A 22,967-nucleotide genomic window follows, 5' to 3' on the forward strand; every position below is an offset into this window, starting at 1 on the left:
CGCTTTTTGCCCGCAAGGTCACACATCGCGGATTTTGGCTCAGGACACTGTAACACTTGTCACACCCCCCCGTGCAAACCCTCGGCAAAGCGGCGCATTGGGCGAAGGTCCGGCTTGCTCTTGCGGGCGCAGTGGCTAAGTAGGCGGGCATACGCGTAAAGGACTGCAATCATGGCCACCTTCACCCTCCCCAAGAACAGCAAGATCCGCAAGGATGGGCAGACGCACCGCGCGGAGGGCGCAAAACGCACGAAGACGTTCCGCATCTATCGCTACGATCCCGATAGCGGGAAGAACCCACGTTACGACACGTTCGAAGTCGACCTCGACGATTGCGGTCCGATGGTTCTGGATGCGCTGTTCAAGATCAAGAACGAAATCGATCCCACGCTGACCTTCCGCCGCTCCTGCCGCGAAGGCATCTGTGGCTCTTGCTCGATGAACCTCAACGGCAAGAACGGTCTCGCCTGCACCACCGCGATCGAGGATCTGAGCGGCGAAATCCGCATCACCCCGCTGCCGCATATGGAAGTGATCAAGGACCTCGTCCCCGATTTCACGCACTTCTATGCGCAATATGCCAGCATCCGCCCCTGGCTGCAGACCGTCTCCACCACACCGTCGGGCAAGGAACGTCTGCAGGCACCCGAAGAGCGGGAGAAGCTGGATGGCCTTTACGAATGCATCCTGTGCGCCTGCTGTTCGACCGCCTGCCCCAGCTATTGGTGGAATAGCGACAAGTTCCTCGGCCCGGCCATCCTGCTGCAGGCTTATCGCTGGCTGGCCGACAGCCGCGACGAGATGACGGGTGAGCGCCTCGATCAGCTGGAGGATCCGTTCCGCCTCTATCGCTGCCACACCATCATGAACTGCGCCAATGTGTGCCCCAAGGGCCTGAGCCCCGCGCGCGCCATTGCCGAAATCAAGAAGATGCAGGTGGAGCGCGCGATCTGAGCGCACTCGCCGCGAAGTACGAACGGCTGATCGCCGCGGGTGAGCTGCGCCCGGATGCGGACCAGCGCCGCGCCGTCGAACGGCTGGCAAGGCTGCAAGGCGAGCTGGAGGCGGAGGAGGGCGGCGGCCTGCTCGGCCAGCTCTTCGGGCGCAAACAGGGCAGCCCCCGCGGCGTCTACATGTGGGGCGGCGTCGGACGCGGCAAATCCATGCTCATGGACCTGTTCGTCGTCACGCTGAGCATTACCGAGAAGCGCCGCACGCACTTCCACGCCTTCATGCTCGAGGTAGACGCCCTTATCCGCGAGGAACGCGAGGCGCAGACCGAAGGCCCGGTGCGCCGCGTCGCAAAGCGTATTGCTGCCGATGTGCGGTGCCTGGCCTTCGATGAGATGGTGGTGAACAACACCGCTGACGCCGCGATCATGGCACGCCTCTTTACCGCGCTGATCGTCGATGAAGGCGTCACCGTGGTGACGACGAGCAACCGCCCGCCGTCCGATCTCTACAAGGATGGCCTGAACCGGTCGCTTTTCCTGCCATTCATCGAACTGGTGGAGCGTGAGATGGACGTGCTACCGCTGAACGGGCCGACAGACTACCGGCTCGACCGGCTCGGCGATATCGAGAGCTGGCATACCCCGCTGGGCGACGAAGCGACCGCGCAGGTGACCGAGGCCTTCTATCGCCTCACCGACTATGACCCGGCCGATGCCGAGCATGTCCCTTCCGGCGAGCTGGCGCTCGGCGGCGGGCGGACGCTACATGTGCCAAAGAGCCTGAAGGGAGTTGCGGTCTTCAGTTTCAAGCGGCTCTGCGGCGAGAATAGAGGCGCTGCGGATTACCTCGCCATCGCGCGCGAATATCACTCCGTGATCGTGGTCGGCATCCCGCGCATGGGGCCAGAAAACCGCAACGAAGCCATTCGCTTCACCAAGCTTGTCGACGCGCTTTACGAGCAGGGCGTGAAGCTGTTCGTCACCGCCGCTGCCGAGCCGGAAGAGCTCTATCGCAAAGGCGACGGCGCGTTCGAATTTGAGCGAACGGTGAGCCGTCTCAAGGAAATGCAGAGCACAGAATACATGGCGCGCGGCCATGGGACAGCCGATTAGGCGATACCGAGCCGCGCAAGCGAACGGTCGAGCATCAGCAGTTGCCATAGCAGCCGCGAATGGTCCGACCGGCCGGAGATGTGCGCCTCTGCGATCTCGGCAATTCGTGCATTGTCGAACCACCCGGTGCGAGCCAGCATTGCGCTCCTGCCGATGCCTCGCGCTTTGCTAGCAAGCGGCCCACGAAGCCACTCGGCGATCGGCGTGACGAAGCCCTGCTTGGGCCGGTACAGGATGTCATCCGGCAGATAGCGCTCCATCGCCTTCTTGAGGATGAACTTGCCCTGCCCCCGCCGCACCCGCAGCCTCTCCGGCAGAGCAGCGGCAAACTCCACGAGCCGGTGGTCGAGCAGCGGCTCGCGCGCTTCAAGGCTCACCGCCATGCTGGTTCGGTCCACCTTGGTCAGGATATCGCCCGGCAGCCAGAAAGTGAGATCGGCATATTGCGCGGCGTCCAGACCGCTTCGCGCCGGAGCGCGCTTCATGACATCGATCAGCATTCTCTCGGCGCTATAGTCGCCGACCTGCCGTACAAGCGTTTCGCTGTAGAGACCGAAACGGATTTCGGGGGGCACGGCGGACAATGCGGACGCGTAACCCTCCGCGCCGGACCCGGCGAGCGATTGCAGCGTGCTCTTGGCGCGCAGCGGGCGCGGAGCCCAGTCGAGCTTGGGAAAGGCATCGCCGAGCGGACCGAGCACTTTCTTTCGCAATGCCGAGGGCAGCAGCCCACGCAACCGATCCTCGTGCGCATGAAAGACCTGCCGCCGATAGCCGGCGAACGCCTCGTCCGCCCCATCGCCCGATAGCGCCACCGTCACATGCTCCCGCGCCAATTGGCTCACGCGCCATGTCGGCAGCGCGCTCGCATCGGCGAAGGGCTCATCGAACATGCCCGCAATCGTGTCGATCGCGTCGAACTGGTCGGCGCTCACCTTGCGGGAGGCATGGTCCGTGCCGAACAGCTCCGCCACACGCTGCGCATGGGAGCTTTCATCGGCACTCTCGACGTCGAAACCGATGGAGCAGGTCTGCACCCTGCCCCGCCCCGTCTGCGACATGAAGGCGACGACCGCGGAGCTGTCTACTCCGCCCGACAGGAATGCGCCGAGCGGCACATCCGCCACCATGCGGCTTTCGACCGCCTGCTGCAGGTGGTGCAGCAACTCGGCCTCCAGATCCTGCGGCTTGGCCGAATGCCGCTTGTCGAAACGTATGTCCCAATAGCGTTGCGGCTCTGGCACAGGGCTGTCGTGCTTAAGCAGCAGCGTATGCGCCGCAGGCAGCTTCTTCACCCCGCGCAGGATCGAGCGATGATCGGGGACATAACCCCAGGTCATGTAATCCTCCACCGCCAAAGGATCGACGTCCCTCCGAAGGAGAGGGTGGGCCAGAAGGCCTTTCAGCTCCGAGGCGAAGGCCAGCGAACCGTCGGAAAGCTCCGCCATGAAAAGCGGCTTCACGCCGAAGCGATCGCGGGCGAGGAACAGTTTTCGCTCTCGCCGATCGTAGAGAGCGAAGACGAACATGCCGTGGAGATGCTTCACACAGTCTTCGCCCCACCGCTCCCAAGCGGCCAGGATCACTTCGGTGTCGCCATCCGTCCTGAAAATCGCGCCACGTCCTTCCAGCTCGCGCCGCAGATCGCGATAATTGTAGATTTCACCGTTGAACGTGAGGACACATCGCTCGTCCGCCGATTGCATCGGCTGCGGCGAACCTTCGATGTCGATAATCGACAGGCGCCGATGGCCGAGACCGACGCCGGGCCCCGTCCACACGCCCGATCCATCCGGGCCGCGATGGGCAAGCACGTCGCACATCCGCGTCACGCGCGATGGATCTACCGGCTTGATCGTGCCCGTGTGAAAAATGCCCGCTATCCCGCACATGGGTGGGGACGCTTAAAGACTGCCGCTCGCGCGGTCCATCCAGTCTTCGAGGCCCATGGTGGACTGGCGGAAATCGGTGATGGTGACCGAACCGTCCTCGCCCTCCTGTTCGGGGGAGGAAAGGATCAGCGTTGCCGTCGGACGCGCCCGGAACAGCAGCTTGTCCCGCATGGTGATGAGCTTCAGCCGCAAGCGGCTTTGTCCGGTCCAGCCTCCGCGGTTGAACCAGGTTTCCGAAGCGCGCCTATGCCTCCCCAGGGCCAGAATGCGTTCGCCGGACGCGCCATCGCCAGCGGCCGTCGCCTCCAGCCAGCGCCATTCGCTCTCGGGCGGCAACGCGCCTTCGCCGAACGCACCCGCCTCGCGCCCCTCGGCCTGCACAGCGTAGAGCGCGTACACGACATCGACCGTCCGACCCTCTGCATCGCGATAACTTGCGCGCACAGTCCTATCCGCTCCAGAGAGGCGCGGCTGCCACGGATATGCGCTAATGCTTTGCGCGCGGCTCCAGCCAGCAACCTCGGGCAGTTGCGACTCGACCGGCAAGTCGGCGGAGAGAGCACGCGCCTGCCCAGCCCATAATACTGTCGCCAGAGCCATCGCAGCGATCGCGAGCGGCAGACGCCAGCCAGCTGGCCGGCGACGCTCGAAACGACCGAAAAAGGATGCAGCGGCGAGCGCCTGACCGTCGATAAACGGCTCATCCACCGCGCGATCGAAGAACCGCCAACCGATGCCGAGAAGAATTGCCATGACAAGGGCGAAGAACAGCCAGCCATAAACGATGTGATCGAAGCCCTCGGCAAAGCCGATGCCCTGCGACTGCGCGATATAGATCGTCCCCCAGGCGCGGATGCCATTGGCGATGATCGGCAGCACGATGGCAAGCGCGACGAAGGCTGCACGCCTGATCCCGCTGCTGAAACAGACATGCGCGACGAGCGTACCCAGCGCGATCATCGCGATCAGAAATTTCACGCCCGAACAGGCCTCTGCCACCTCGAACAGACCCGCGGGCGTGTCGATGAAGACACCGTCGATATGCGCCGGTATGCCACTGGCCATGGTCAGTGCGATGGTGATGTCCGCCGTGATCATCTGCAACGCAGGGACAAGCTCGTCTCCCACCGGAACGAGGAACAGGGCGTAGGCCAGCGGAAACAGCAGCGCCCATGCGACGCGCGGGCCGAGAATGGCGATCACGCTCGCCTGCAATGCGCCGACGACACCCAGATGCGTCGCGGTGTTCAGCCCCGAAAGATCGCCCAGCAGCCAGACGAACAGGGCAGCAGCCAGGATTGTCAGCCCCGGCCACCAGGCGCGCGGTGTCAGCTCGGCCAGCTCCGATGCCCTTTGCCAAACGAGCCATGCCAGGATCGCCGGGACCAGAAGGATGTGGTTGTATGTCGAGCTGTCCCACCATTGCATCGCCATCTCGGCCCAATCGGCGGCGAGTAGCGCGAAGAGAGCGGCCCAGGCCAGCGCCAATTGCGCGAGCGGCAGCCGCCATTGCGGCGCGATGCGCTCTATCGCCGGCGCGCGGCGGGGTTCGATCGCATCAAGCCGCATCGCGCGAATGGTCGTTGCCGAAACCCATAAGCCGCGGCAGGTCGCAAAGCATCGATTGCCAGCTCATCGTATCGAGCACCATGCGACGGGCATCAGCTGCGATGGCCTCACGCTCTGCCGGGCGAGCGAGAAGATGCAGCGCGCGCGTGGCGAAAGCGCGGTCGTCCTCCGCCACCACCAGATGCTCTCCATGCTTAGCATCGATGCCGGTCGCCGCTTCCGGACTTGCGAGCACGCAGCGGCCCATCGCCATCGCTTCTAGCACCTTGTTCTGAACGCCGCGCGCAATCGTGATCGGCGCCACCACTATCGTCGCACCCGCAATGAACGGGCGCACATCGGGGACAGCTCCGTGGATCGTCACGCCTCGCAATTCGCGCAAGGCCCTGACCGCGTCGCTCGGCGCTCGGCCGACAATGTGGAAATGCGCGTCGTCGGCACCTCGCTGGATCGCGGGCAGGATAGCATGTGCGAAACGCGTGACGGCGGCGACGTTGGGGGCGTAGTCCATCTGCCCGGTGAACACGAAATGCGGCGCGCCATCCTTCATCGCGGGATGCGGTTCGACGCTGGCGAGGTCGAAAAACGCGCAGTCGATGCCATTTCGCAAGGGACGGATATCGTGCGCGGTCGTCGTGCGGGAGCGCAGCAGGCCTGCCTCGGCCTCGCTCACCAGCAAGGTCGCATCGGCATTGGCGGCGAGCGTCGCTTCCACCCGCCGAAGCAGCTTCGCTTCGCGCGCGTCGATCCAGCCACGCGGACCTGCGCGGTCGAGCGCGTAGGCCTCGAATTTCGCCGAATCGACATCGACCAGATCGACGACCAGGTGCCCTGCCCAATCGCTCGGCACGTATTGTCCCATCTGGCCCGAATACACGTAGATCGCTCTGATATCGCGCTGGGCAAGCGTGACGCGGACCCAGTCCTGCAAATCCTGCGAGCGAAAAGCGGCTAGGCTGACGGGCTCGCGCCGCACAAGCGCTTCGAAACCGGCCACGCTGACCGGCTTGGAACGCCACGGCATGCAGTGTGTCGCCGCCAGCGCCTCGAGCTCGCCCTCGTGCTCCTTGTCCTCATGCGTGTCCGCCAGACAGCCGACATGGACCGGTGCCAGCTCGGCAAGCGCCTTGAGGATATGATGCGATCGGATCTTGTCTCCGCGATCGGGCGGGAACGGCAAGCGATGGGCTAGAAAGAGGATTTCGCCGCTCATCCCAGCCCCCGCGAAATCATCGGTCCGATCCGATTGGCGAGCGGCAGGGGAAGTTTCTTCCAGAGCGCGATCTGCCGTTGGTGCCGCGCGCTATTGGGATCGGCATCGCGCGGGGCATGGCCGGACGCAGTCCAGCTGGCATAGGACAGGGGCTGCGGCGTGAAACCCCAGTTCCTCTTGAAATGATATGCCCCGCTGCCGGCCTTGCTCCGCCCGAAATCGAAGCGCTCGCATCCTTTATAACGCGCGTGCAGCATAAGCTCGAAATACATGCGGTCATTGGCGCGCAGGCCGCGCGCGGCATGGGTTCCACCGCCCCAATAAGGCATCACCGCCCCGTCGTGATATAGCGACAGGACGCTGGCGACTGGCACGCCGTCATGGCTGATAGTCAGGATATCCGCATCGAGCATGTCCAGCACGGCTGCGAACAGGCTGCGCGGAAATACCGGTGTGCCGAGATTGCGGACGCTTTCGGCATAGACCGCGTAATGCGCCGCGCGGTCCGCTTCGCCCGTACCCACGCGGATAGCGAGATTAGCCTTGAGGCCCTTGCGCACTTCGGCCCGTTGTTTGCGCGGGATGGCCAGCAACTGTGCTTCATCACCGGCAGCGAGTTGGGCGACAAAGCCCGCATGGCTGTCGGTGCGCACGTCCCATCCCTCGCTTACATCGCCGCCACGCAGCTCAATCGCGGGACAGGAAAGACGCCCCGCCAATTCCTGCGCCCCGCTGCAAAGCGATGCAGCGCACGTCCCGAGCACGCCGCCTTCCACGGCAAAGCCGCTCGATGCAAGGACTCGACCGAAGATCGGCGAATGCACTTCGCTCAGCGGCAACCAGCCCACGAGTATGCCGCCCTTTTCCGCTACCAGCCCATGCGCACGCTGCCCGGTGCCCGCCTCGACCGCCAGCAGCCAGGATGGTCGATGGAAGATGCTTCCACCCTGCCGCGCGACAAAAGTCTCGATCCGGTGCACTTCTTCCGGCTCGCCGAGGTCGGCGATGCGGATGCTTTCACGCAGCGAGGCGAAAGGCGCGTTCATGCGCTTGCCCGATGGAGGGTTGCCTTCTCGGCCTCCAGGCGTAGAGCCTCGCGATGCGCGATCACATCGATCCGCCCCCAGGCAAATTCGCGTACCAGCTGACGCAGCTTGCCCGCCATCTTTTCGAGATTTGTGTAATGCCGCAGCCGGGATCGCAGTGGTGCACCGGCAACGCGCGGCTGGCCGGGGTCGATCTCCCATGGATGGAAGTAGAAGATGGCTGGCCGCCCCTCGTCACGGTTGACCTGCCGGATCGCCCAGCGGCTGAACGCGTAGGGCAGCACGCGGAAGAAGCCGCCGCCGCCCGCGGCCAGACGTTTTCCGCGAAATTGCGCCGTCGTCACCGGCAGCTCCACCAGATCGCTCCACGGCAGAGGATTGAACGCGAAGCGCGGAGCGTCGGCCCAGCCATAGTGATCGTGCGCTACGGGCGCGACGCTGGAGGAATAGAGATAGCCCTGCTCCGCCAACTCCATGAAGGCCCAGGGCGTGCGCTGGTCAATGGAGAAGCTAGGCGCGCGATAGCCTATCACGCGCTCTCCGCAGCAATCCTCGATCGTTTTCCGGGTGCGCTCGATATCGGCGGCGAAGCTCTTGCGGTCCATGCGGAACACGCGCTCGTGATCCCAGCCATGGCTCGCAACCTCATGACCTCTGGCTGCGATCTCGCGCAGGAGACCGGCATGGCGCTTCGCCACCCAGCCGAGAGTGAAGAAGGTGGCGCTCGCTTGCGCCTCGTCGAACAGGTTGAGAATGGCGTGCACATTGCGCTCGACCCGGTCGTCGAGACCGCCCCAGCTGTCCCGCTCGATAACGCCCTCGAACGCGCCGACCTGGAACCAGTCCTCGACATCGACCGAAAGGCCGTTGACGACGCGCCCCGGTGCGTCGCCTTCGTCGAAAGCGATGGCGTTCACCGATGCGCTCCTTACGCGGCCTTGCTCGAATCCATCTCGCCCTCGATCCAGTCGATGAGCATCGTCAGCGTCTGGCGGATGGAGCGTTCCTGTTCGAAGGAGCGCGCCTCGATCCGGGCCAGCTGCTCGCGCATCTCGCCGATCTCGGTGCCGCCCGTTTCACCGTCGGCGTCGACAGGACGCTCAGCGACGTCGTCGAGCTTGGCCCGGAGTTCTGCGATCTGCGCATCACGCTCGGCAATCGCGCCGTCGAAAGCTTCGATAAGCATGGCTTCGCGTTCGAGGATCGCCGCGTTGACCTGCTCCCGATCGAGACCACTCGCCACGGTATTTGAACCGCTGTTGTTCACGGGGGCCTCGGGCACGGCCGGTGCGGGCGGCACCGCACGCTCACTGCCCATTTCCGCCAGCACGGCTTCGAGCATCGCGCTATCGATATCGCTGCGCTTTTCGATCGCGCCCGCCAGCATCAACCGGTTGGCGATCTGGTTCACGCGGCGCGGAATGCCATCCGAGGCGGCGAAAATTCCGGCGAATACATCCTCGGCGAAAGAGGGATTGCCATTCCACCCAACCTTTTCGAGACGGTGGACGATATACGGCTCGATCTCCGCTTCCTGCATCGGCTCGAGGTGATGCGCGGCGATCACGCGCTGACGCAGCTGCTCCAGCCCATCATCGTTCTGCAACGTCTCGCGAAATTCCGGCTGTCCGAGCAGAAGCGTCTGCAACAGCGGATGATTTCCCAGCTGGAAGTTCGAGAACATGCGCAGCTCTTCCAGTGCCTGCACCGAAAGGTTCTGCGATTCGTCGATGATAAGCAGGCAGCGACGCCCTGCGCGCGCTTCCTCGTGCAGGAAACTCTCGATATCGGTGAGCGCAGTCGCCTTGTCGTGTCCCTCGACGTCCAGTCCCATCGCGCCGGCAACGACGTGGACGATCTCTTCCTCGTTGAGTTTGCTCGTCACGATCTGCGCCACGGTGACCGCATCGGGATCGAGCGTTTTCATCATATGCGCGACCAGCGTCGACTTGCCCGAGCCGACTTCGCCGGTGATGACGATGAAGCCCTCGCCCTGCGCCAGGCCGTATCCGAGATAGGACAGCGCTTTCCTGTGCGTGATCGACCGGAAGTAGAATTCCGGATCGGGCGTAAGCTGGAATGGCTTGCCGGACAGACCGTAGAAATCGTCGAACATGGTTGGTGATCCTTTCGGGCGGTCAGAACGTGTAACGAAGGCCGACAAGCGCGGAGGCGGCGGAATAGTCGGGCAAGTCTTCGCGTGAGATACCATCGAGGCCGACGGCGGCCGTACCGGCCAGCCCATCAAGCAGAGTGCGGTTGTACGCGGCGCTCAGGCTGTAACCGAGAGCATCGCCCAGCCCGTCGGCGCCCGGTTGGAACAGGCTTAGCGAGCCACCCAGATTGACACCGGAACGCTGATCGAGCTGTCGCGCGGCATAGGCGGCGAGCCAGTAAGTCTCGTCCGCCACACCGTCGAGCGCCGCAAGTACGGTGTCATCGCCTGCGAAGAAGCTACGGCGATCATAGCCAGTGCCTATGCCGTAGGAGAGGCGACCGCTTTGCGCGCCATAGCTCAGAGATACGCCGCGATTGCGGAATACTGCGGAGCGAAGCGATCCAAGGCGCGCAAGAGCGCAATTATCACCCTCCACCCCGAGCACGCAGCCGCCGAGATCTCCGCTGATCGGATTGCGGAAGGCATCAAAATCCGTGCCTAGCTCGTCCAGCGCGCCGACCACCTGGCCGCCGAAGCTGTTGAGCGTGTCATAGACCGAGACATTCAGGCTGGAGCGCGCGTTCGGCGCGTAAGCAAGCGAGCCGTAATAGGTCGTCGATCCATAGCGCCGACCGACAGTCGCCGCGGCAGAGGTGCGGCGGCTCGGGCGCCACAACACGCCGACATCCCAAATCAGACCGTCGGTCTCATAAGCGATGGTGCGCGGCTGCGTTTCATCGGTGATGAAGCGTCCAACCGGCCCACGGATCGGCAATCCTTCGTCATCGCGAAGGGCGTCGCGGCTCGAAACCTCGACATCCTCGTAACCTACACCGCCAACCAGCGCGACGTTGGGAGAGACCGGAACGGTCACATCGGCGCGGACGTAGCGATCGTCGATACGCTGATCGAGGTTGGACACGTCCTGGCGGTTCCATCCGGCGCCGACGCCGACGCCGACCGGCAGGACCGTATCGGGCGCCAGACCGGCCCGCACGGCGGCATTCTGCGTTACGGCCTCATCGAAAATATCGACCGGGTCGGCATCGGCGGCGACCAGTACGGCATCGGGCGATTCCACCCGCGTATAGCCGATGCGATACGCCCCGGTGACTTCAGCCGCGCCCAGCTGGGTGCGCGCGGACGGCCCGGCATAGACGGAGTAGAACTGGCTGGTGAAATCGTCATCTGCGCCGAAATCGCCAAGCGATGTGCTGCCATCGCCATCGACGCGGGTGCGTGATGCGAGGCCGCCCGCCTCCAGCGTTACCGCAGGCCCGGCCACGGCGAGCGAGGCGCGGGCGATGCCGGAAACCGTGTCCGTATCGGCGACATCGTCGTCCCACCCGATCCGCCGTTCATAGCGAAGCGATGCGGAGCCTTGCGAGTAACGTCCGCCGAAGCCAGCATCGACGCCCACGGCGGCGCGAGTGTAGGTGACGACGTCGTCTCCCGGCTCGAGCTCCGCCGTCACGACCTGCGCTGCCTCGATATAGGGCGCAATCGCCACGCCTCGGTTCGTGTCGGTCGCGTCGTCCTCGGCATTATCGATATCCTGCGCCAAGGCCGTGGCGGGCAGCGCAGCCAGGAGGGCGAGCGAGGTGAATATCATGCGCATGGCGATCAGGACTCCTGCCCGTAATAGGCACCGAAGCGGCGCCCGCTCGGGCTGAAATGGGCCGCGTTCAGCATCAGCTTGAGATCGGGGCAGGACGAAAGCAGCGTCAGCGCATCTTCGAGCGCGCTCTGTCCGGTGCGGTCTGCGCGCGCGACCACGATGGCCTGTCCGACATGATTGGCGAGCTCCGCCGCCGGAGAAGCGGCAAGCGCCGGAGCGCTGTCGAAAATGATGATGCGGTTGGGCGCGGCGCGGGTGAGCCGGTCCAGCACCTCGGCGGTGCGCGTGCTAGCGAGAAATTCGCTATCGGACGTCGTGTGATTGCCCGCAGGCAGCACGTGCAGCCCGGCGATATCGGTGGCAAGAACGCAATCCTCGACGCGGATATCGTCGCGTGCCAGCACGTCCATGAAGCCCGGACCACGCGGCAGGCCGAGCATCGACAGGATGGACGGCTTGGCGAAATCCGCATCCACCAGCAGCACTTCGCTGTCTTTTTCCGCGGCCATCGCCAGAGCCAGATTTGCGGCCGTGAAGCTCTTGCCTTCAGCCGGAAGGGGAGAGCACACCAGCACACGCTGGGCGAGCTTGCCGGAGCCCGCCTCGCGCGCCTTGCGCACCGATTGCAGCACCTGGCGTTTGACGATGCGGAATTCTTCGAGAAGCGTCGTTACCGCTCCGTCGGGCTGGATCAGGCCATGCCGGGCAAGCGCGTCCCGGTCGATCTCATGCACATCCTTGGAAAAGTGCACATCCTCGTAAACCGGCTCTGCCGCGGGCGTCTCGACAATTGCGGGCGCATTGTCCGCGGAGGTTTCCACCTTGCGCCTACGCCGCACGACGCGTCGATTGACGGGCTTGGCCAGTTCACCCGGCACCGGGGCCGGCGCGAAGCTGTCGCCCAGGCCGAACGCGTCTTCGGCGCGTTCGATCAGGGAACGGCGGTCCGGCGTGATCTTGCTGTGCTCGGTCATATCCGTCCCCTCACGCCATGGTGCTTCGCTGCAGCAGCTCGACGCCGAGCAGGACGACGAACAGCACGCCCAATCCGCCCACACCGGCTGCGAAATATTTCAGCCGCTGGCGGCGCAGCTCGCGGCCCGCTTCGGTGAAGGTGTGGCTGATCGTGCCGACGACCGGCAGGCCGAAGGTTCGCTCCAGCTGGCTCGCTGTCGCAAAGGTGGAGCCCAGCTTGCTCAGCGTGAATGCCGTTCCGGCGCCCGCTCCGATGCCGACGATGAGGACGCCCAGTAGCAGCAACGGACGGTTCGGCGCGGCAGGCGCGCGCGGCGTGGTCGGCGGATCGACAACTTCGAATTGCGTGGCGCTATTTTCGTTGCGCAATTCACCGCGCAGGCGCAGTTCTTCCCGGTCTTCGAGCAGGGCATCGTACTGTTCGCGCAGCACCTCGTAATCGCGGCTGATCCGCTGCGCCTCGGCGGCGGCTCCCGGCTCGCGGGCGGCGCTGGCATTGATCGAGGCGATTTCCGCCTGGAGAGCGGCTGCGCGCGATTGCAGCGACATGACATTGGATTGCCGCTCCCCCCGCATGCTCTGCAAGGATGTGTAGGCCGGGTTCGGCATGCCGCCCGGCGCACCGGCAGCAGCTGCGCGCTGGCGGAGACTGGCGACACTGCGCTCCGCCGCGATGACATCCGGGTGCTCGCTCGTCATCCCGCGGGCGCGCATCGCGTCGAGATTGGCTTCCGCCTGGGCAAGCGTAGCCTGTGGCCCGCCCCCGCCCGGCGCGGCAATCGTGCGCGGGGTGCTGGCGATCTGTCCATCGAGAGCGGCCATGGCGGCCTGCGCTGCGGCAAGGTCCGCCTCGACGCTGCGCAATTCTGCACGCGTCGCGCTCAGCTGCGTGGCAATGGCTTGAGCCCCGCCAACAAGGTCCGGATTGGCGGCCTCGAAGGCGAGCCGACGCTCTTCGGCTGAGGCGAGCTCCGCCTCGCGCTCTGCCAGCTGCTGATTCAGGAATCCGATGCTGTCCGCCATTTCGCCGCGTGCGCCGCCGAGATTTTCCTCGCGAAAAATGTCGATCATGCGCTGCGCGATCGTGCGCGCGAGTTCGGCGTTTTCGGCATCCGTCAGTTCGCTGCGACCGCTTTGCGCGGATATCTCGAAGATGTTCTCGCCCTGGCTGACGACGGCGATATCGTCTTCGAGCCTGTCGATCGCCGCTTCCATCTGCGTCGGCGTGCTCACCGCGTCGCCAATGCGGGTGGAACGCACGACCTTCTCGAGATTGACGGAGCTGACCAGCGTCTGCCGAATGCGGTCGATATCGCGCTCACGCGCATTGGCACCGATCCCGATCTGCTCGGTCAGCACGTCGTCCAGCTGGACGAAAATGCGCGTTTCGGATTCGTAAGTATTCGGGATCAGCGCGACGACCAGCCAGCCCAGCAGGCAGATGCCCCAGGCAATGGCGAGCGCCAGCCAGCGACGGTTCCACACCGCCCATAGCCCTGCGCGCAGTTCCTCGAGAAGCTGATTCACGCCTCCGATCTCCTCAGAACATGCTTTCGGGGATGATGATGACGTCGCCCGGCATCAGCATGACATTCGCTTCGCTATCGCCGCGGCGCAGCAGGTCGGACAAACGCAGATCGTATTCGCGCTGCTCGCCGCTCTCGCGGTCGAACCGGATAAGCCGCGCGCGATTGCCCGCTGCGTATTCGGACAGGCCGCCGACGGAAATCATGGCGTCCAGCAGCGTCATGTTCGCGCGGAAAGGGATGGAGGCCGGCTCCGCCGTCGCGCCGACGATCCGCACCTGCTGGCTGAACGTCCCGGCAAATTCATTGACGATCACCGTGACCAGCGGCTCTTCTATATATTGGGAAAGCTGCAAGCGGATGTCTTCCGACAGCATGGTCGGCGTCTTCCCCACGGCGGGCATGTCGGACACCAGCGGCGTCGTGATGCGGCCATCGGGACGCACCTGCACCTCCGCACCAAGCTCGTCATTGCGCCAGACGTGGATGGTCAGCTTGTCCAGCGGGCCGATGACATATTCCTCGCCCGGCCCTTCCTGCATCGACACGAAGCGTGCGGGGGCAAGCTCCGATCCGGCGGAATTCCCGGCACAACCCGTGAGGGCGAGCGCAAGCCCCGCTGCCATAAGCACGGTTCTTGGCGACAATTTGCTGCGCATGAAATGCGTCCTTCGCGATGTGTGGCGCTTGGCTGACGCGGCCTCTATTGCCCCGCACGCTTTACGCCCTGGATCCGGTCACGCTTTCTCGCGGAAAAGAGTGAACATCGCGTTAGTATTGAAGCCCCGCCGCCCGGAAATTCAGCCCTTTTGGAACGCTGTCCCGTTTCGGGACGCGGGCTGGAGAGAAGCTTAAACCAGCATTTCAAGCGCGGCGCCCTGGCCCAGGAACGCCGACGGGCTGGCGGTTGCACCGTAAGCTCCTGCGCAAAAGACCGCGACGATGTCGCCTACTTCGGCGCGTGGCAGGTGCGCCTGGTCGGCAAGGCGATCGAGCGGCGTGCACAGGCACCCTACGACATTCACCAGCTCCTCGGCATCCGCATCGAAGCGACTGGCGATGGCGAGCGGGTAATTGCGCCGGACGACTGTGCCGAAATTGCCCGACGCCGCCAACTGGTGATGCAATCCGCCATCGGTGATGAGATAGGTGACCCCGTGGCTATCCTTCCGGTCGACGATGCGCGTGAGATACACGCCCGCCTCGCCGACAAGGTAGCGGCCAAGCTCAATGACGAATTCGGTTTCGGTCAATTCCGGCGGCAGAGTATCGAACTGCCGTTCAAGTGCGGCTCCGACGGCAGCGATGTCGAGCGGCGCGTCTCGGTCGAAATAGGGTATGCCGAAGCCCCCGCCCATATTGAAATGCGGCACCGTCACGCCTGCTTCCCGGGCCAGTCGCGCTGCAAGCTCGAGCGTGCTCGCCTGCGACTGGATGATCGCTTCGGCGTCCAGCGCCTGACTGCCCGCATAAATATGAAATCCACGCCAGTTGGCCCCGGCATCGACGATGCGACGGGCAAGTTCCGGCACGCGGCCCTCATCCACCCCAAAAGGCTTGGCACCGCCGCCCATCTTCATGCCCGATCCGCGAAGATCGAAGTTGGGATTGACGCGGATGGCAAGGCGCGGCGCGATATCGAGCGCCTTGCCAAACGCGAGCGCGCGCTCCGCCTCGTTCTCGGACTCCACATTCAGCGTAACCCCGGCGCGGATCGCCGCCGACAGCTCGCGGTCCCGTTTGCCCGGGCCGGCAAAGCTGATCTCCCGCGGCAGGAAACCGGCTGCCCTCGCCTGCTCCAATTCCCCGCCAGATGCGATGTCGAGACCGTCGACATGATCTGCGATAAATTCGAGAAGTGGTCCGTAAGGATTTGCCTTCATGGCATAATGCAGGCGGAGCCGTTCCGGCATTGCCGTGCGCAAGTCCGCGATGCGGGCAGCGATCAGATCGCGCGAGTAGACGAAAAGCGGCGTGTCACCCGCCTCCTTCACCAGCGCGCTTGCTATCCGCCCGCCGATGGCCAGCTCACCGTGCAATGCGGAGAAATGCGGCGGAATCGGACCGTGCGGCTTCATTCTGCGTCTCGCTTCAGCCGCGCGCGATCGATCTTGCCATTCGGGTTGAGCGGCATGGTTTCGACCCACTCGATGTGCGCAGGCTGCATGAAATTAGGCAATTCCCGTCGAAGGGCCGCACGCAGTGCTTCGTCACCGCCCTCGCCCCGCACGATGAGATGAATTGCGTGACCGAGGCGCGGATCGGGCACGCCGAATGCCACCGCCTCTTCCGCGAGGCCGGTGGCGCGGGCGGCATCCTCGATTTCCTGCGGACTGATGCGGTTTCCGGCGCACTTGATCATCGCATCCTCCCTGCCGACGAAATACAGCAAGCCATCGTCGTCGCGGCAAACGGTATCGCCAGACCATACTGCAGTACCGCCATGTTTCGATGTCGCCGGTGCCGGGCGGAAGCGTTCTGCGGTTCGCTCGGGATCCTGCCAGTAGCCCTGCGCGACGAGCGGCCCGCAATGGACGAGCTCACCGTCGGAGGCCGCGGCCCCGTCCTGGTCGATCACCAAAATCTCCGCAAAGGGAATAGCCTTGCCAATGGACGTAGGATGCGTGTCGACAAGCTCGGGATCCAAGTAGGTCGATCGAAAGGCCTCGGTCAATCCATACATTGGAAAAAGCTTTGCCTGCGGGAAGATGTGTCGCAAAGCTTGCACCAAATCTTCGATGAGCGCCCCGCCGCTATTGGTTAGCCGCCGCATAGTTCCAACAGCGTCTTGCGACCAATCCTGCTCGGCAAGCTGCACCCAAAGCGGGGGCACAGCCGCCAGCGTCGTGATGGAATGTCTGGCGCATGCCTTAATGACATCGCGCGGCGTCAGATAATCGAGCGGCACCACGCTCCCGCCCGCATACCAGGTCGAAAGCAGTTGATTCTGCCCGTAATCGAAGCTGAGCGGCAGCACGGCCAGCGTCACATCGTCGCGCTCCATCTCGAGATAATGCGCCACGCTCACTGCGCCGAGCCACAGATTGGCGTGGCTCAACATAACGCCCTTCGGCCTGCCGGTCGAACCGCTCGTGTAAAGAATGGCGGCGAGCGAGTGCGGATCCAAGTCCGATAGACTTGCCGATCCTTCGCCGCCGCCCAAGCCTGACAGGAACGCGGCCTCTTCGACGATCTTGCACTCCGTCGGAACATCGTCGTGTTCCAGCGATGCAGTCCGGCCGGCATTGGCGATGAGAAGGTCTGCCCCGCTGTCAGCAAGGATATGCGCAACCTGCGCCCGCTTCAGAAGGGGATTGATCGGCACATGCACCAGCCCGGCTCGCGCCGCCGCGAGCGGAAGCAGGCATGTTGCCTCCCCCTTGCTGCCCCACGTCGCGACCCGCGCGCCCTTTTCCGGCACCGCATCGGCAAGCCACGCCGCCATGCGCGATACCTGCCGTCGCAGGTCAGCCCAAGACAGCGTCCGATGACGCAGGATCAGCGCAGGGTCGCCATCCTTGCCGCGTTCTGCGATATGGTCGAGCGGCCGTGGCACAGGATCGGGCGCGGTGGACATGGGGCCTTTCGAAAAGCGATACGATGACGGCGGTCAGCTATCACGACACCATTAAGGACTTGCAAGACCTCGCTTGGCGCGATGGCGGACCTTTTGCCCGCCCGGCGTGGTTCGTAATGCTCGAAGAGATGGTTGGCGCGCCGCTCTTCGCCGTCGCAAAGGATGGCGATGAGGCGATTTGCCTGCCGCTGATGCGCGGAGAGGCTGGGTGGGAAGCACTGACCAACTGGTATGCGTTCACATGGCAACCCTTGCGAACACACAACGCGCATGACCAGTTGCTGACAGCTTTGGCCGAGGAGATGCCCACGAAGACCGACAGGATCGTGCTCGACAAGCTGACGCGCGAGGACGCGGCGCATTTGAAGCGCGCTTTTCGTGGCACTGGATGGTCTAGCTTCGCCGAAGTGGCCGACACCAACCACATCCTGCAGGTCCAGGGCCGGCCTTTCGCCGCTTATCTCGCAGAGCGACCCGGTGCGCTCCGCACAGCGCTTTCTCGCAAGACGAAGAAGCTCGATACCGTCATGACAAACGAATTCTCGAATGCCGACTGGTCGATTTTCGAGGACGTCTACGCCGATAGCTGGAAGCCTGCCGAGGGCAATGCGGACTTGTTGCGCCGATTTGCACGGCAAGAGAGCGCAGCCGGCCGTCTTCGCTTTGCCATCGCGCGGCACGATGGGGCGCCTGTTGCCGCGCAATTCTGGACGGTCGATAATGGCACCGCGTTCATTCACAAGCTCGCGCATCGCCGCGGCGCCCAGGCGCTCTCTCCCGGAACCATCCTGACTGCCGCCCTGATGGAACACATTATCGATACGGACGGCGTCGCAACGGTCGATTTCGGCACTGGCGACGAACCTTACAAGCGCGACTGGATGGAGCAGGTCCGCTTGCGATACCGGCTCACCTGCCTGCGACGCGACAAGCCGCGGAATTGGCCGTTGCTGCTGAAGTCCCGGGTCAAGGCAATGCGCGGCAAACTTGTCAGCTTCGCCGACGCTGGCTAGTGCGCGGAAAGCATGGCGAGCAACCTTCCCATTCCTGTCGAGCAGACAGGCGAAACCGACCTGGTCCTGCGCCAGGTCCTGCAGGACGTACTCGGCCTCTCCGCAGAAAGAGTTGCGCGGTTCGATGAGGACAGCGGCCTTTTCGGACATTTGCCGGAGCTCGACTCGATGGCAGTCGCCGGCCTGTTGACAGAGCTGGAAGACCGGCTCGAAATCCTGATCGAGGACGACGAGGTGGATGGCGAGATGCTGGAAACCTATGGCGCACTGCGCACCTTCCTCGCCGAAAAACGCGCGGACGACTGACCGGCGATGCAGGCGGGCAACTGGCCCATCTCTCGGGAAATGCAGGAATATGCCGTTCGCTTCGACAAGGCTCGGCAGCGACGCCTGCTGATCGTCCCAGCTCTGTTCGACGAGGGGAACAAGATGCGGCGCCTCACCGTGCAACTGATGCGTACGCTGGACCGCGGTGGCGTGGATACAATCCTGCCGGACCTTCCCGGCATGAATGAGAGCCTGGCCTCGCTTGCCGAACAGACGCTCGAAAACTGGCGCGCCGCAATCGCCGCGGCAGAGCACGCTTTCGCTGCCACCCACACGCTGACCATCCGGGGCGGCGCCTTGTGCAAACCGGACGGCCCCGCGACACGCTACGCTCCACTGCCCGGGCCCACGCAATTGCGCGATTTGCTGCGCGCTCGCGCCATCGCCGATCGCGAGGCCGGGTATTCGACCACTCGGGATCAATTGCTCACCGCCGGTCGCGCAGAGGGCTTGCTTCTTGCAGGCTACCAGATCGGACCGGAGATGATCCGGCAACTGGAAGCGGCCGACATCGATTTTCGCGACGACGACATTCGCCAGCGCGATATCGGCGGCGTGGGCCTCTGGCTGCGCGCCGAGCCGAGCGGCGACGCGGCGCAGGCAGAAACGCTGGCACAGATCGTGCTGGAGCGGCTGCGGTGACCCGGCGTCACGTCCACTTCGACTGCGAAGGCGATACGCTCGTCGGAACTCTCGACGAGGCGCAGAACACTAGCGGCTTGCTCATCGTAAGCGGCGGAAACGAGATCCGGGCGGGCGCTTTTGCCGGACAAGCCGAATTGGCGCAGAAAACTGCCGCCGAAGGTTTCCCTGTCTTCCGCTTCGACAGGCGCGGCATCGGCGATAGCGAAGGCCAGAGTCGTGACCTGCGGGAGCGCGCCGTGGACATTTCCGCAGCGGAGAAGGCATTCATGCGCGAGTGTCCATGGATCAGAAGCATGGTCGTCTATGGCAATTGTGATGCCGCATCGGCGCTCATGCTCATGCGGGACAGGCGACATCACGTGCTCGTCCTCGCAAATCCGTGGCCTTATGAAAGCGATCAAGCGCCGGAAATGCCCTCCCCCAAAGCGATACGCGAGCGTTACGCGGACCGCCTATCAAGACCATCGGGATGGCGCAGGCTGTTGCGCGGCGATGTCGATTTCGGACGGCTTGCCAAGGGATTGAGGTCCGCGTTGGGGCAGGATCGCAAGCCGAGGACGTTTGTGTCCGAGATGGCCGAAAGCCTCGATGAATGCGCCTTGCCTCATGTCATTCTCCTATCCGGGAACGACCGCACGGCGACAGCCTTTGCCGAAGAATGGGATGATCGACCGGGAACGGTGAAGACCTGTGACGGCGCGGGCCATAGCTTTGCCGAACCGCATGCTCGGGCCTGGCTACGCGAACAGCTGCTGGAGATGCTGCGCCGTTAGCGCACGAAAAGGCTGGCCAGCTCGACATGGGTCGACCAGCGGAACTGCCCGACAGGTCGAAGCTCGGCGAGCCGAAAGCCGGCCTCTGCCAGGACTTTCCCGTCGCGTGACCAGCTTGAAGGATTGCAGCTGATATAGGCGACCCGCTCGATCGCACTGGCGGCGATCTGTTCGATCTGGGCGCGCGCTCCGGCACGAGGCGGATCGAGCAGGACGGCATCGAAAGCTGATATTTCAGCGGCGCGGAGCGGATTGCGGAAAAGGTCGCGATGCGCGGTTTCGACAGGTTTTCTTGCGCGCGCCGCCGAAGACCGACAGGCGAGGACAGCAGCCTGCTCCGCCTCATAAGCGGTCACCTTGGATGCATCCGAAAGCGCGAATGCGAACGTACCGAGACCCGCAAAGAGATCTGCGATGGTGTCGCTTTCGCCAAGCCACTCCATCGCAGCCTTCACGAGAGCGTTTTCGCCGTGGCGCGTGGCCTGCATGAACGCACCTGGTGGAAATGCGACCGCGACGCCGCCCAGGGTTATTGTCGCAGGTTCCGGCTCCCAAAATGGCTCCGGCCCGTAGCCCTGATCGAGCGTCAATCGGGCCAGCTGGTGTTCGCGGCAGAAATCGAGAAGATCCTCGGCCTGTTCGAGACCTTCGGGAGCGAAGCCCTTAAGGCCAAGGTCAACGCCCTGATTGACGCGGGCCAAGTTGATGTCGATGCCGTATCGGCCTTTCAGCTTGGCGAGATAGCGTCGCAGCGGCGCGATCAGCGCGAATAGTTCGGGCAACAGGACATGGCATTCCGTTAGGTCGACGACCTTGTGCGATCCGCCTTCGTTGAAGCCAATTATCGGTCTGCCGCCGCCATTGACCGCCCGCATTGTCGTCTTCCGGCGCGATTTCGGCGGAGACATTGCCGGTGGCAGGACCTTCTCTGGCTCAAGCCCCTGTCCACTTGCCGCGTGGACGACCCGATCACGAACGAAGGCAGTCAATGCCTCCTCGTCGCAATGCTGCAGCTGGCATCCGCCGCAACGGTCGAAATGTCGGCAGGGAGGCTCGACATGATGCGGGCCGGAAATGATTGCGCCTTCTTGCGTGAGGCGATCGCCGGGTGCCCCGCCTGCGACATGCCGACCGCTTGCGGTGACACCATCGCCCCGCGCTGCAATGCGGACGATCTCTTCTGTCTCGTTCATAGAAATGCGTCGTAAGCGTGTGGTATCACGTCGACAAGCTGACCTGCCGAGAAAGCAGGGCGCGCCAGTCTGGCGGCCTCTGTATGAAGGTAAACTGCTTCCTCTGCAGCTCTCATCATCGCGCTTCCCGAAGCGATCCGGCTGGCAATCAGCCCCGCAAGCACGTCGCCCGTTCCGGCGGTCGACAACCACGATGGCGCGGGCGGGAAGAGGGCCGTGTCGCCACCCTCACCTACCAAAATGTTATCGGCACCCTTGGCGAGGATCGTCATGCCGGTGGCGCCGTGCAGGGCTCGCGCCTTCTCCAGCTTCGTCTCGGCCGAGACGTCGAAAGCCTCGCACAGAGCAGACAATTCCCCTTCATGCGGCGTCGCGATCGAGCGGCGCAGCTCGTGCTCGGGTGTGATGAGATGGAGGGCATCTGCGTCCAGGACCAGTGGCTTGCCGCTCTTCAGCGCCGCATCCACCCGGCCCTGCGCCGCCTCATCTCGACCGAGACCTGGGCCGATCACCACCGCATCGATACGCTCGTCGTGCAAAAGATCGGCCACATCTGTGTCATCGTGAACGATATCGATGGGCATCGCGGGGTGCAGATGCTCGCTGGCAAACATCACATAGCCCGCACCACCATGCTGCGCCGCGCGCGCCGTCATGATCGCAGCGCCAGGCATTTCGCCTCCGACGACAAGAACCATGCCACGCGAATATTTGTGGGAGTCGGCAGCGGGTGCGCACAATCGGGGACGCGGAGCGAGGCGAGCCGCGCCATCCAACGGACCAACGCGGATATCGACCACCCGCCGCTCGCCCATTCGCGCGGAAGCAGGCATCAGCCAGTGGGCTGGTTTCCATGCGGCGAGTGCTATGGTCAGATCATACCTCGGCAGGCCATCGTTCAGCAGTCCACCTGTGTCGCTGTCCACGCCGCTCGGCAGATCGATGGCAACGCACAGATCGTGGCTCGCGGCCAATCGGGCCACGAGATCGCGCAAGTCATCGGACAACGGTCGCGACAGACCGGTACCGAACAGACAATCGACGAAGACATGTCCGCTCGCCTCTTTGACCGGCTTCCCGCTCCATTCCGAGCGGGCGCTTTTGGCAGCATCGGTGGCTGGATCGAGCGGCGCGACGACCGATACATCCACGCCGCGCCGTTCCAGCTCACGCGCGATGACATAGCCGTCGCCACCATTGTTGCCCGGGCCGCACAGCACGGTAACGCTCCGTCCGGCACATAGCCGCCAGACCCACTCCGCCGCGCCCGTGCCCGCGCGTTGCATCAGGCTTTCGACGGTTTCGCCTGCATCGAGCAGGCTTTGCTCCGCAGCTCGCATCTGTTCAGCAATCAGGACTTGGCGAGCGTGCCTCAC

20 protein-coding genes are annotated in these 22,967 nt (G+C 64.0%); 6 read left to right on the forward strand and 14 right to left on the reverse strand.

Features of this window, described 5'->3' with window-relative positions:
- The first annotated feature begins 171 nt into the window (after window positions 1-171).
- Window positions 172-954: a succinate dehydrogenase iron-sulfur subunit gene (locus D6201_RS03785; RefSeq protein WP_120047612.1), complete on the forward strand. Its 783-nt coding sequence runs from the start codon at window positions 172-174 to the stop codon at window positions 952-954.
- A complete protein-coding gene (gene zapE, locus D6201_RS03790) occupies window positions 951-2,066 on the forward strand; it encodes a cell division protein ZapE (RefSeq protein ID WP_120049179.1) in 1,116 nt (371 codons plus the stop codon). The genes D6201_RS03785 and zapE overlap by 4 nt, the downstream gene beginning before the upstream one ends.
- Here the strand turns inward: zapE and D6201_RS03795 are convergent.
- The 12 genes from D6201_RS03795 to D6201_RS03850 all read right to left on the reverse strand — a co-directional run bounded on the left by D6201_RS03795 (window position 2,063) and on the right by D6201_RS03850 (window position 17,640).
- Window positions 2,063-3,958 carry an XrtA/PEP-CTERM system amidotransferase gene (locus D6201_RS03795; RefSeq protein ID WP_120047613.1) on the reverse strand — a complete coding sequence of 632 codons (1,896 nt, stop codon included), beginning with the start codon at window positions 3,956-3,958 and terminating at the stop codon, window positions 2,063-2,065. The two genes, zapE and D6201_RS03795, sit on opposite strands and share 4 nt — an antisense overlap.
- Before the next feature lie 12 nt (window positions 3,959-3,970).
- Window positions 3,971-5,527, reverse strand: a complete 1,557-nt coding sequence (gene xrtA, locus D6201_RS03800; RefSeq protein WP_193725686.1) for an exosortase A — start codon at window positions 5,525-5,527, stop codon at window positions 3,971-3,973.
- On the reverse strand, window positions 5,517-6,740 hold the full coding sequence (locus D6201_RS03805) for a TIGR03087 family PEP-CTERM/XrtA system glycosyltransferase (RefSeq protein WP_120047614.1): 1,224 nt from the start codon (window positions 6,738-6,740) through the stop codon (window positions 5,517-5,519). The genes xrtA and D6201_RS03805 overlap by 11 nt, the downstream gene beginning before the upstream one ends.
- Window positions 6,737-7,786 (reverse strand): FemAB family XrtA/PEP-CTERM system-associated protein, encoded by a 1,050-nt coding sequence (locus D6201_RS03810; protein WP_120047615.1) that lies wholly within the window; start codon window positions 7,784-7,786, stop codon window positions 6,737-6,739. The genes D6201_RS03805 and D6201_RS03810 overlap by 4 nt, the downstream gene beginning before the upstream one ends.
- Window positions 7,783-8,703 carry an XrtA system polysaccharide deacetylase gene (locus tag D6201_RS03815; protein ID WP_242447412.1) on the reverse strand — a complete coding sequence of 307 codons (921 nt, stop codon included), beginning with the start codon at window positions 8,701-8,703 and terminating at the stop codon, window positions 7,783-7,785. Before D6201_RS03815 ends, D6201_RS03810 begins: the two co-directional genes overlap by 4 nt.
- An 11-nt stretch (window positions 8,704-8,714) precedes the next feature.
- A complete protein-coding gene (locus D6201_RS03820; RefSeq protein WP_120047616.1) occupies window positions 8,715-9,902 on the reverse strand; it encodes an XrtA/PEP-CTERM system-associated ATPase in 1,188 nt (395 codons plus the stop codon).
- Window positions 9,903-9,924: 22 nt separating this feature from the next.
- Window positions 9,925-11,562, reverse strand: coding sequence for a preprotein translocase subunit YajC (locus tag D6201_RS03825; RefSeq protein ID WP_120047617.1), 1,638 nt, complete (start codon window positions 11,560-11,562; stop codon window positions 9,925-9,927).
- 5 nt (window positions 11,563-11,567) lie between these two features.
- On the reverse strand, window positions 11,568-12,536 hold the full coding sequence (locus D6201_RS03830; RefSeq protein WP_120047618.1) for a P-loop NTPase family protein: 969 nt from the start codon (window positions 12,534-12,536) through the stop codon (window positions 11,568-11,570).
- 10 nt (window positions 12,537-12,546) lie between these two features.
- On the reverse strand, window positions 12,547-14,064 hold the full coding sequence (locus D6201_RS03835) for an XrtA system polysaccharide chain length determinant (RefSeq protein WP_120047619.1): 1,518 nt from the start codon (window positions 14,062-14,064) through the stop codon (window positions 12,547-12,549).
- Between the two features lie 13 nt (window positions 14,065-14,077).
- Window positions 14,078-14,722 (reverse strand): XrtA/PEP-CTERM system exopolysaccharide export protein, encoded by a 645-nt coding sequence (locus D6201_RS03840; RefSeq protein ID WP_120047620.1) that lies wholly within the window; start codon window positions 14,720-14,722, stop codon window positions 14,078-14,080.
- 192 nt (window positions 14,723-14,914) lie between these two features.
- Window positions 14,915-16,141, reverse strand: coding sequence for a pyridoxal-dependent decarboxylase, exosortase A system-associated (locus D6201_RS03845; RefSeq protein WP_120047621.1), 1,227 nt, complete (start codon window positions 16,139-16,141; stop codon window positions 14,915-14,917).
- The gene (locus tag D6201_RS03850) at window positions 16,138-17,640 is read right to left on the reverse strand and encodes an acyl-CoA ligase (AMP-forming), exosortase A system-associated (protein WP_120047622.1); all 1,503 of its coding nucleotides are present in this window, start codon (window positions 17,638-17,640) and stop codon (window positions 16,138-16,140) included. Before D6201_RS03850 ends, D6201_RS03845 begins: the two co-directional genes overlap by 4 nt.
- Before the next feature lie 23 nt (window positions 17,641-17,663).
- Between D6201_RS03850 and D6201_RS03855 the strand changes: the two genes are divergently transcribed.
- Genes D6201_RS03855 through D6201_RS03870 form a run of 4 tightly spaced genes read left to right on the forward strand, consistent with a single transcriptional unit; the run spans window position 17,664 to window position 20,398 of the window.
- Entirely contained in the window at window positions 17,664-18,653 is a 990-nt protein-coding gene (locus D6201_RS03855) for a GNAT family N-acetyltransferase (RefSeq protein WP_120047623.1), read from the forward strand.
- A gap of 12 nt (window positions 18,654-18,665) precedes the next feature.
- Window positions 18,666-18,959 carry an acyl carrier protein gene (locus tag D6201_RS03860; protein WP_120047624.1) on the forward strand — a complete coding sequence of 98 codons (294 nt, stop codon included), beginning with the start codon at window positions 18,666-18,668 and terminating at the stop codon, window positions 18,957-18,959.
- A 6-nt stretch (window positions 18,960-18,965) separates the two neighbouring features.
- Entirely contained in the window at window positions 18,966-19,622 is a 657-nt protein-coding gene (locus D6201_RS03865; RefSeq protein ID WP_120047625.1) for an alpha/beta hydrolase family protein, read from the forward strand.
- On the forward strand, window positions 19,619-20,398 hold the full coding sequence (locus D6201_RS03870; protein ID WP_165853489.1) for a hydrolase 1, exosortase A system-associated: 780 nt from the start codon (window positions 19,619-19,621) through the stop codon (window positions 20,396-20,398). The genes D6201_RS03865 and D6201_RS03870 overlap by 4 nt, the downstream gene beginning before the upstream one ends.
- On the opposite strand, the gene D6201_RS03875 is transcribed toward D6201_RS03870, so the two are convergent.
- Both D6201_RS03875 and D6201_RS03880 read right to left on the reverse strand, forming a co-directional pair.
- Window positions 20,395-21,591 (reverse strand): class I SAM-dependent RNA methyltransferase, encoded by a 1,197-nt coding sequence (locus D6201_RS03875; RefSeq protein WP_120047626.1) that lies wholly within the window; start codon window positions 21,589-21,591, stop codon window positions 20,395-20,397. The genes D6201_RS03870 and D6201_RS03875 overlap by 4 nt on opposite strands.
- Window positions 21,588-22,967 (reverse strand): NAD(P)H-hydrate dehydratase, encoded by a 1,380-nt coding sequence (locus D6201_RS03880; RefSeq protein WP_277949476.1) that lies wholly within the window; start codon window positions 22,965-22,967, stop codon window positions 21,588-21,590. The genes D6201_RS03875 and D6201_RS03880 overlap by 4 nt, the downstream gene beginning before the upstream one ends.

This window comes from Aurantiacibacter aquimixticola (assembly GCF_003605475.1).
GTDB lineage: Bacteria > Pseudomonadota > Alphaproteobacteria > Sphingomonadales > Sphingomonadaceae > Alteraurantiacibacter > Alteraurantiacibacter aquimixticola_B.

Coding starts and splice junctions, on each gene's coding strand:
- D6201_RS03810 (WP_120047615.1), bottom strand. CDS start 7,786: ATGAACGCGCCTTTCGCCTCGCTGCGTGAAAGCATCCGCATCGCCGAC.
- D6201_RS03845 (WP_120047621.1), bottom strand. CDS start 16,141: ATGAAGCCGCACGGTCCGATTCCGCCGCATTTCTCCGCATTGCACGGT.
- D6201_RS03785 (WP_120047612.1), top strand. CDS start 172: ATGGCCACCTTCACCCTCCCCAAGAACAGCAAGATCCGCAAGGATGGG.
- D6201_RS03865 (WP_120047625.1), top strand. CDS start 18,966: ATGCAGGCGGGCAACTGGCCCATCTCTCGGGAAATGCAGGAATATGCC.
- D6201_RS03855 (WP_120047623.1), top strand. CDS start 17,664: ATGACGGCGGTCAGCTATCACGACACCATTAAGGACTTGCAAGACCTC.
- D6201_RS03830 (WP_120047618.1), bottom strand. CDS start 12,536: ATGACCGAGCACAGCAAGATCACGCCGGACCGCCGTTCCCTGATCGAA.
- D6201_RS03860 (WP_120047624.1), top strand. CDS start 18,666: ATGGCGAGCAACCTTCCCATTCCTGTCGAGCAGACAGGCGAAACCGAC.
- D6201_RS03840 (WP_120047620.1), bottom strand. CDS start 14,722: ATGCGCAGCAAATTGTCGCCAAGAACCGTGCTTATGGCAGCGGGGCTT.
- D6201_RS03820 (WP_120047616.1), bottom strand. CDS start 9,902: ATGTTCGACGATTTCTACGGTCTGTCCGGCAAGCCATTCCAGCTTACG.
- D6201_RS03795 (WP_120047613.1), bottom strand. CDS start 3,958: ATGTGCGGGATAGCGGGCATTTTTCACACGGGCACGATCAAGCCGGTA.
- D6201_RS03805 (WP_120047614.1), bottom strand. CDS start 6,740: ATGAGCGGCGAAATCCTCTTTCTAGCCCATCGCTTGCCGTTCCCGCCC.
- D6201_RS03825 (WP_120047617.1), bottom strand. CDS start 11,562: ATGCGCATGATATTCACCTCGCTCGCCCTCCTGGCTGCGCTGCCCGCC.
- xrtA (WP_193725686.1), bottom strand. CDS start 5,527: ATGCGGCTTGATGCGATCGAACCCCGCCGCGCGCCGGCGATAGAGCGC.
- D6201_RS03850 (WP_120047622.1), bottom strand. CDS start 17,640: ATGTCCACCGCGCCCGATCCTGTGCCACGGCCGCTCGACCATATCGCA.
- D6201_RS03875 (WP_120047626.1), bottom strand. CDS start 21,591: ATGAACGAGACAGAAGAGATCGTCCGCATTGCAGCGCGGGGCGATGGT.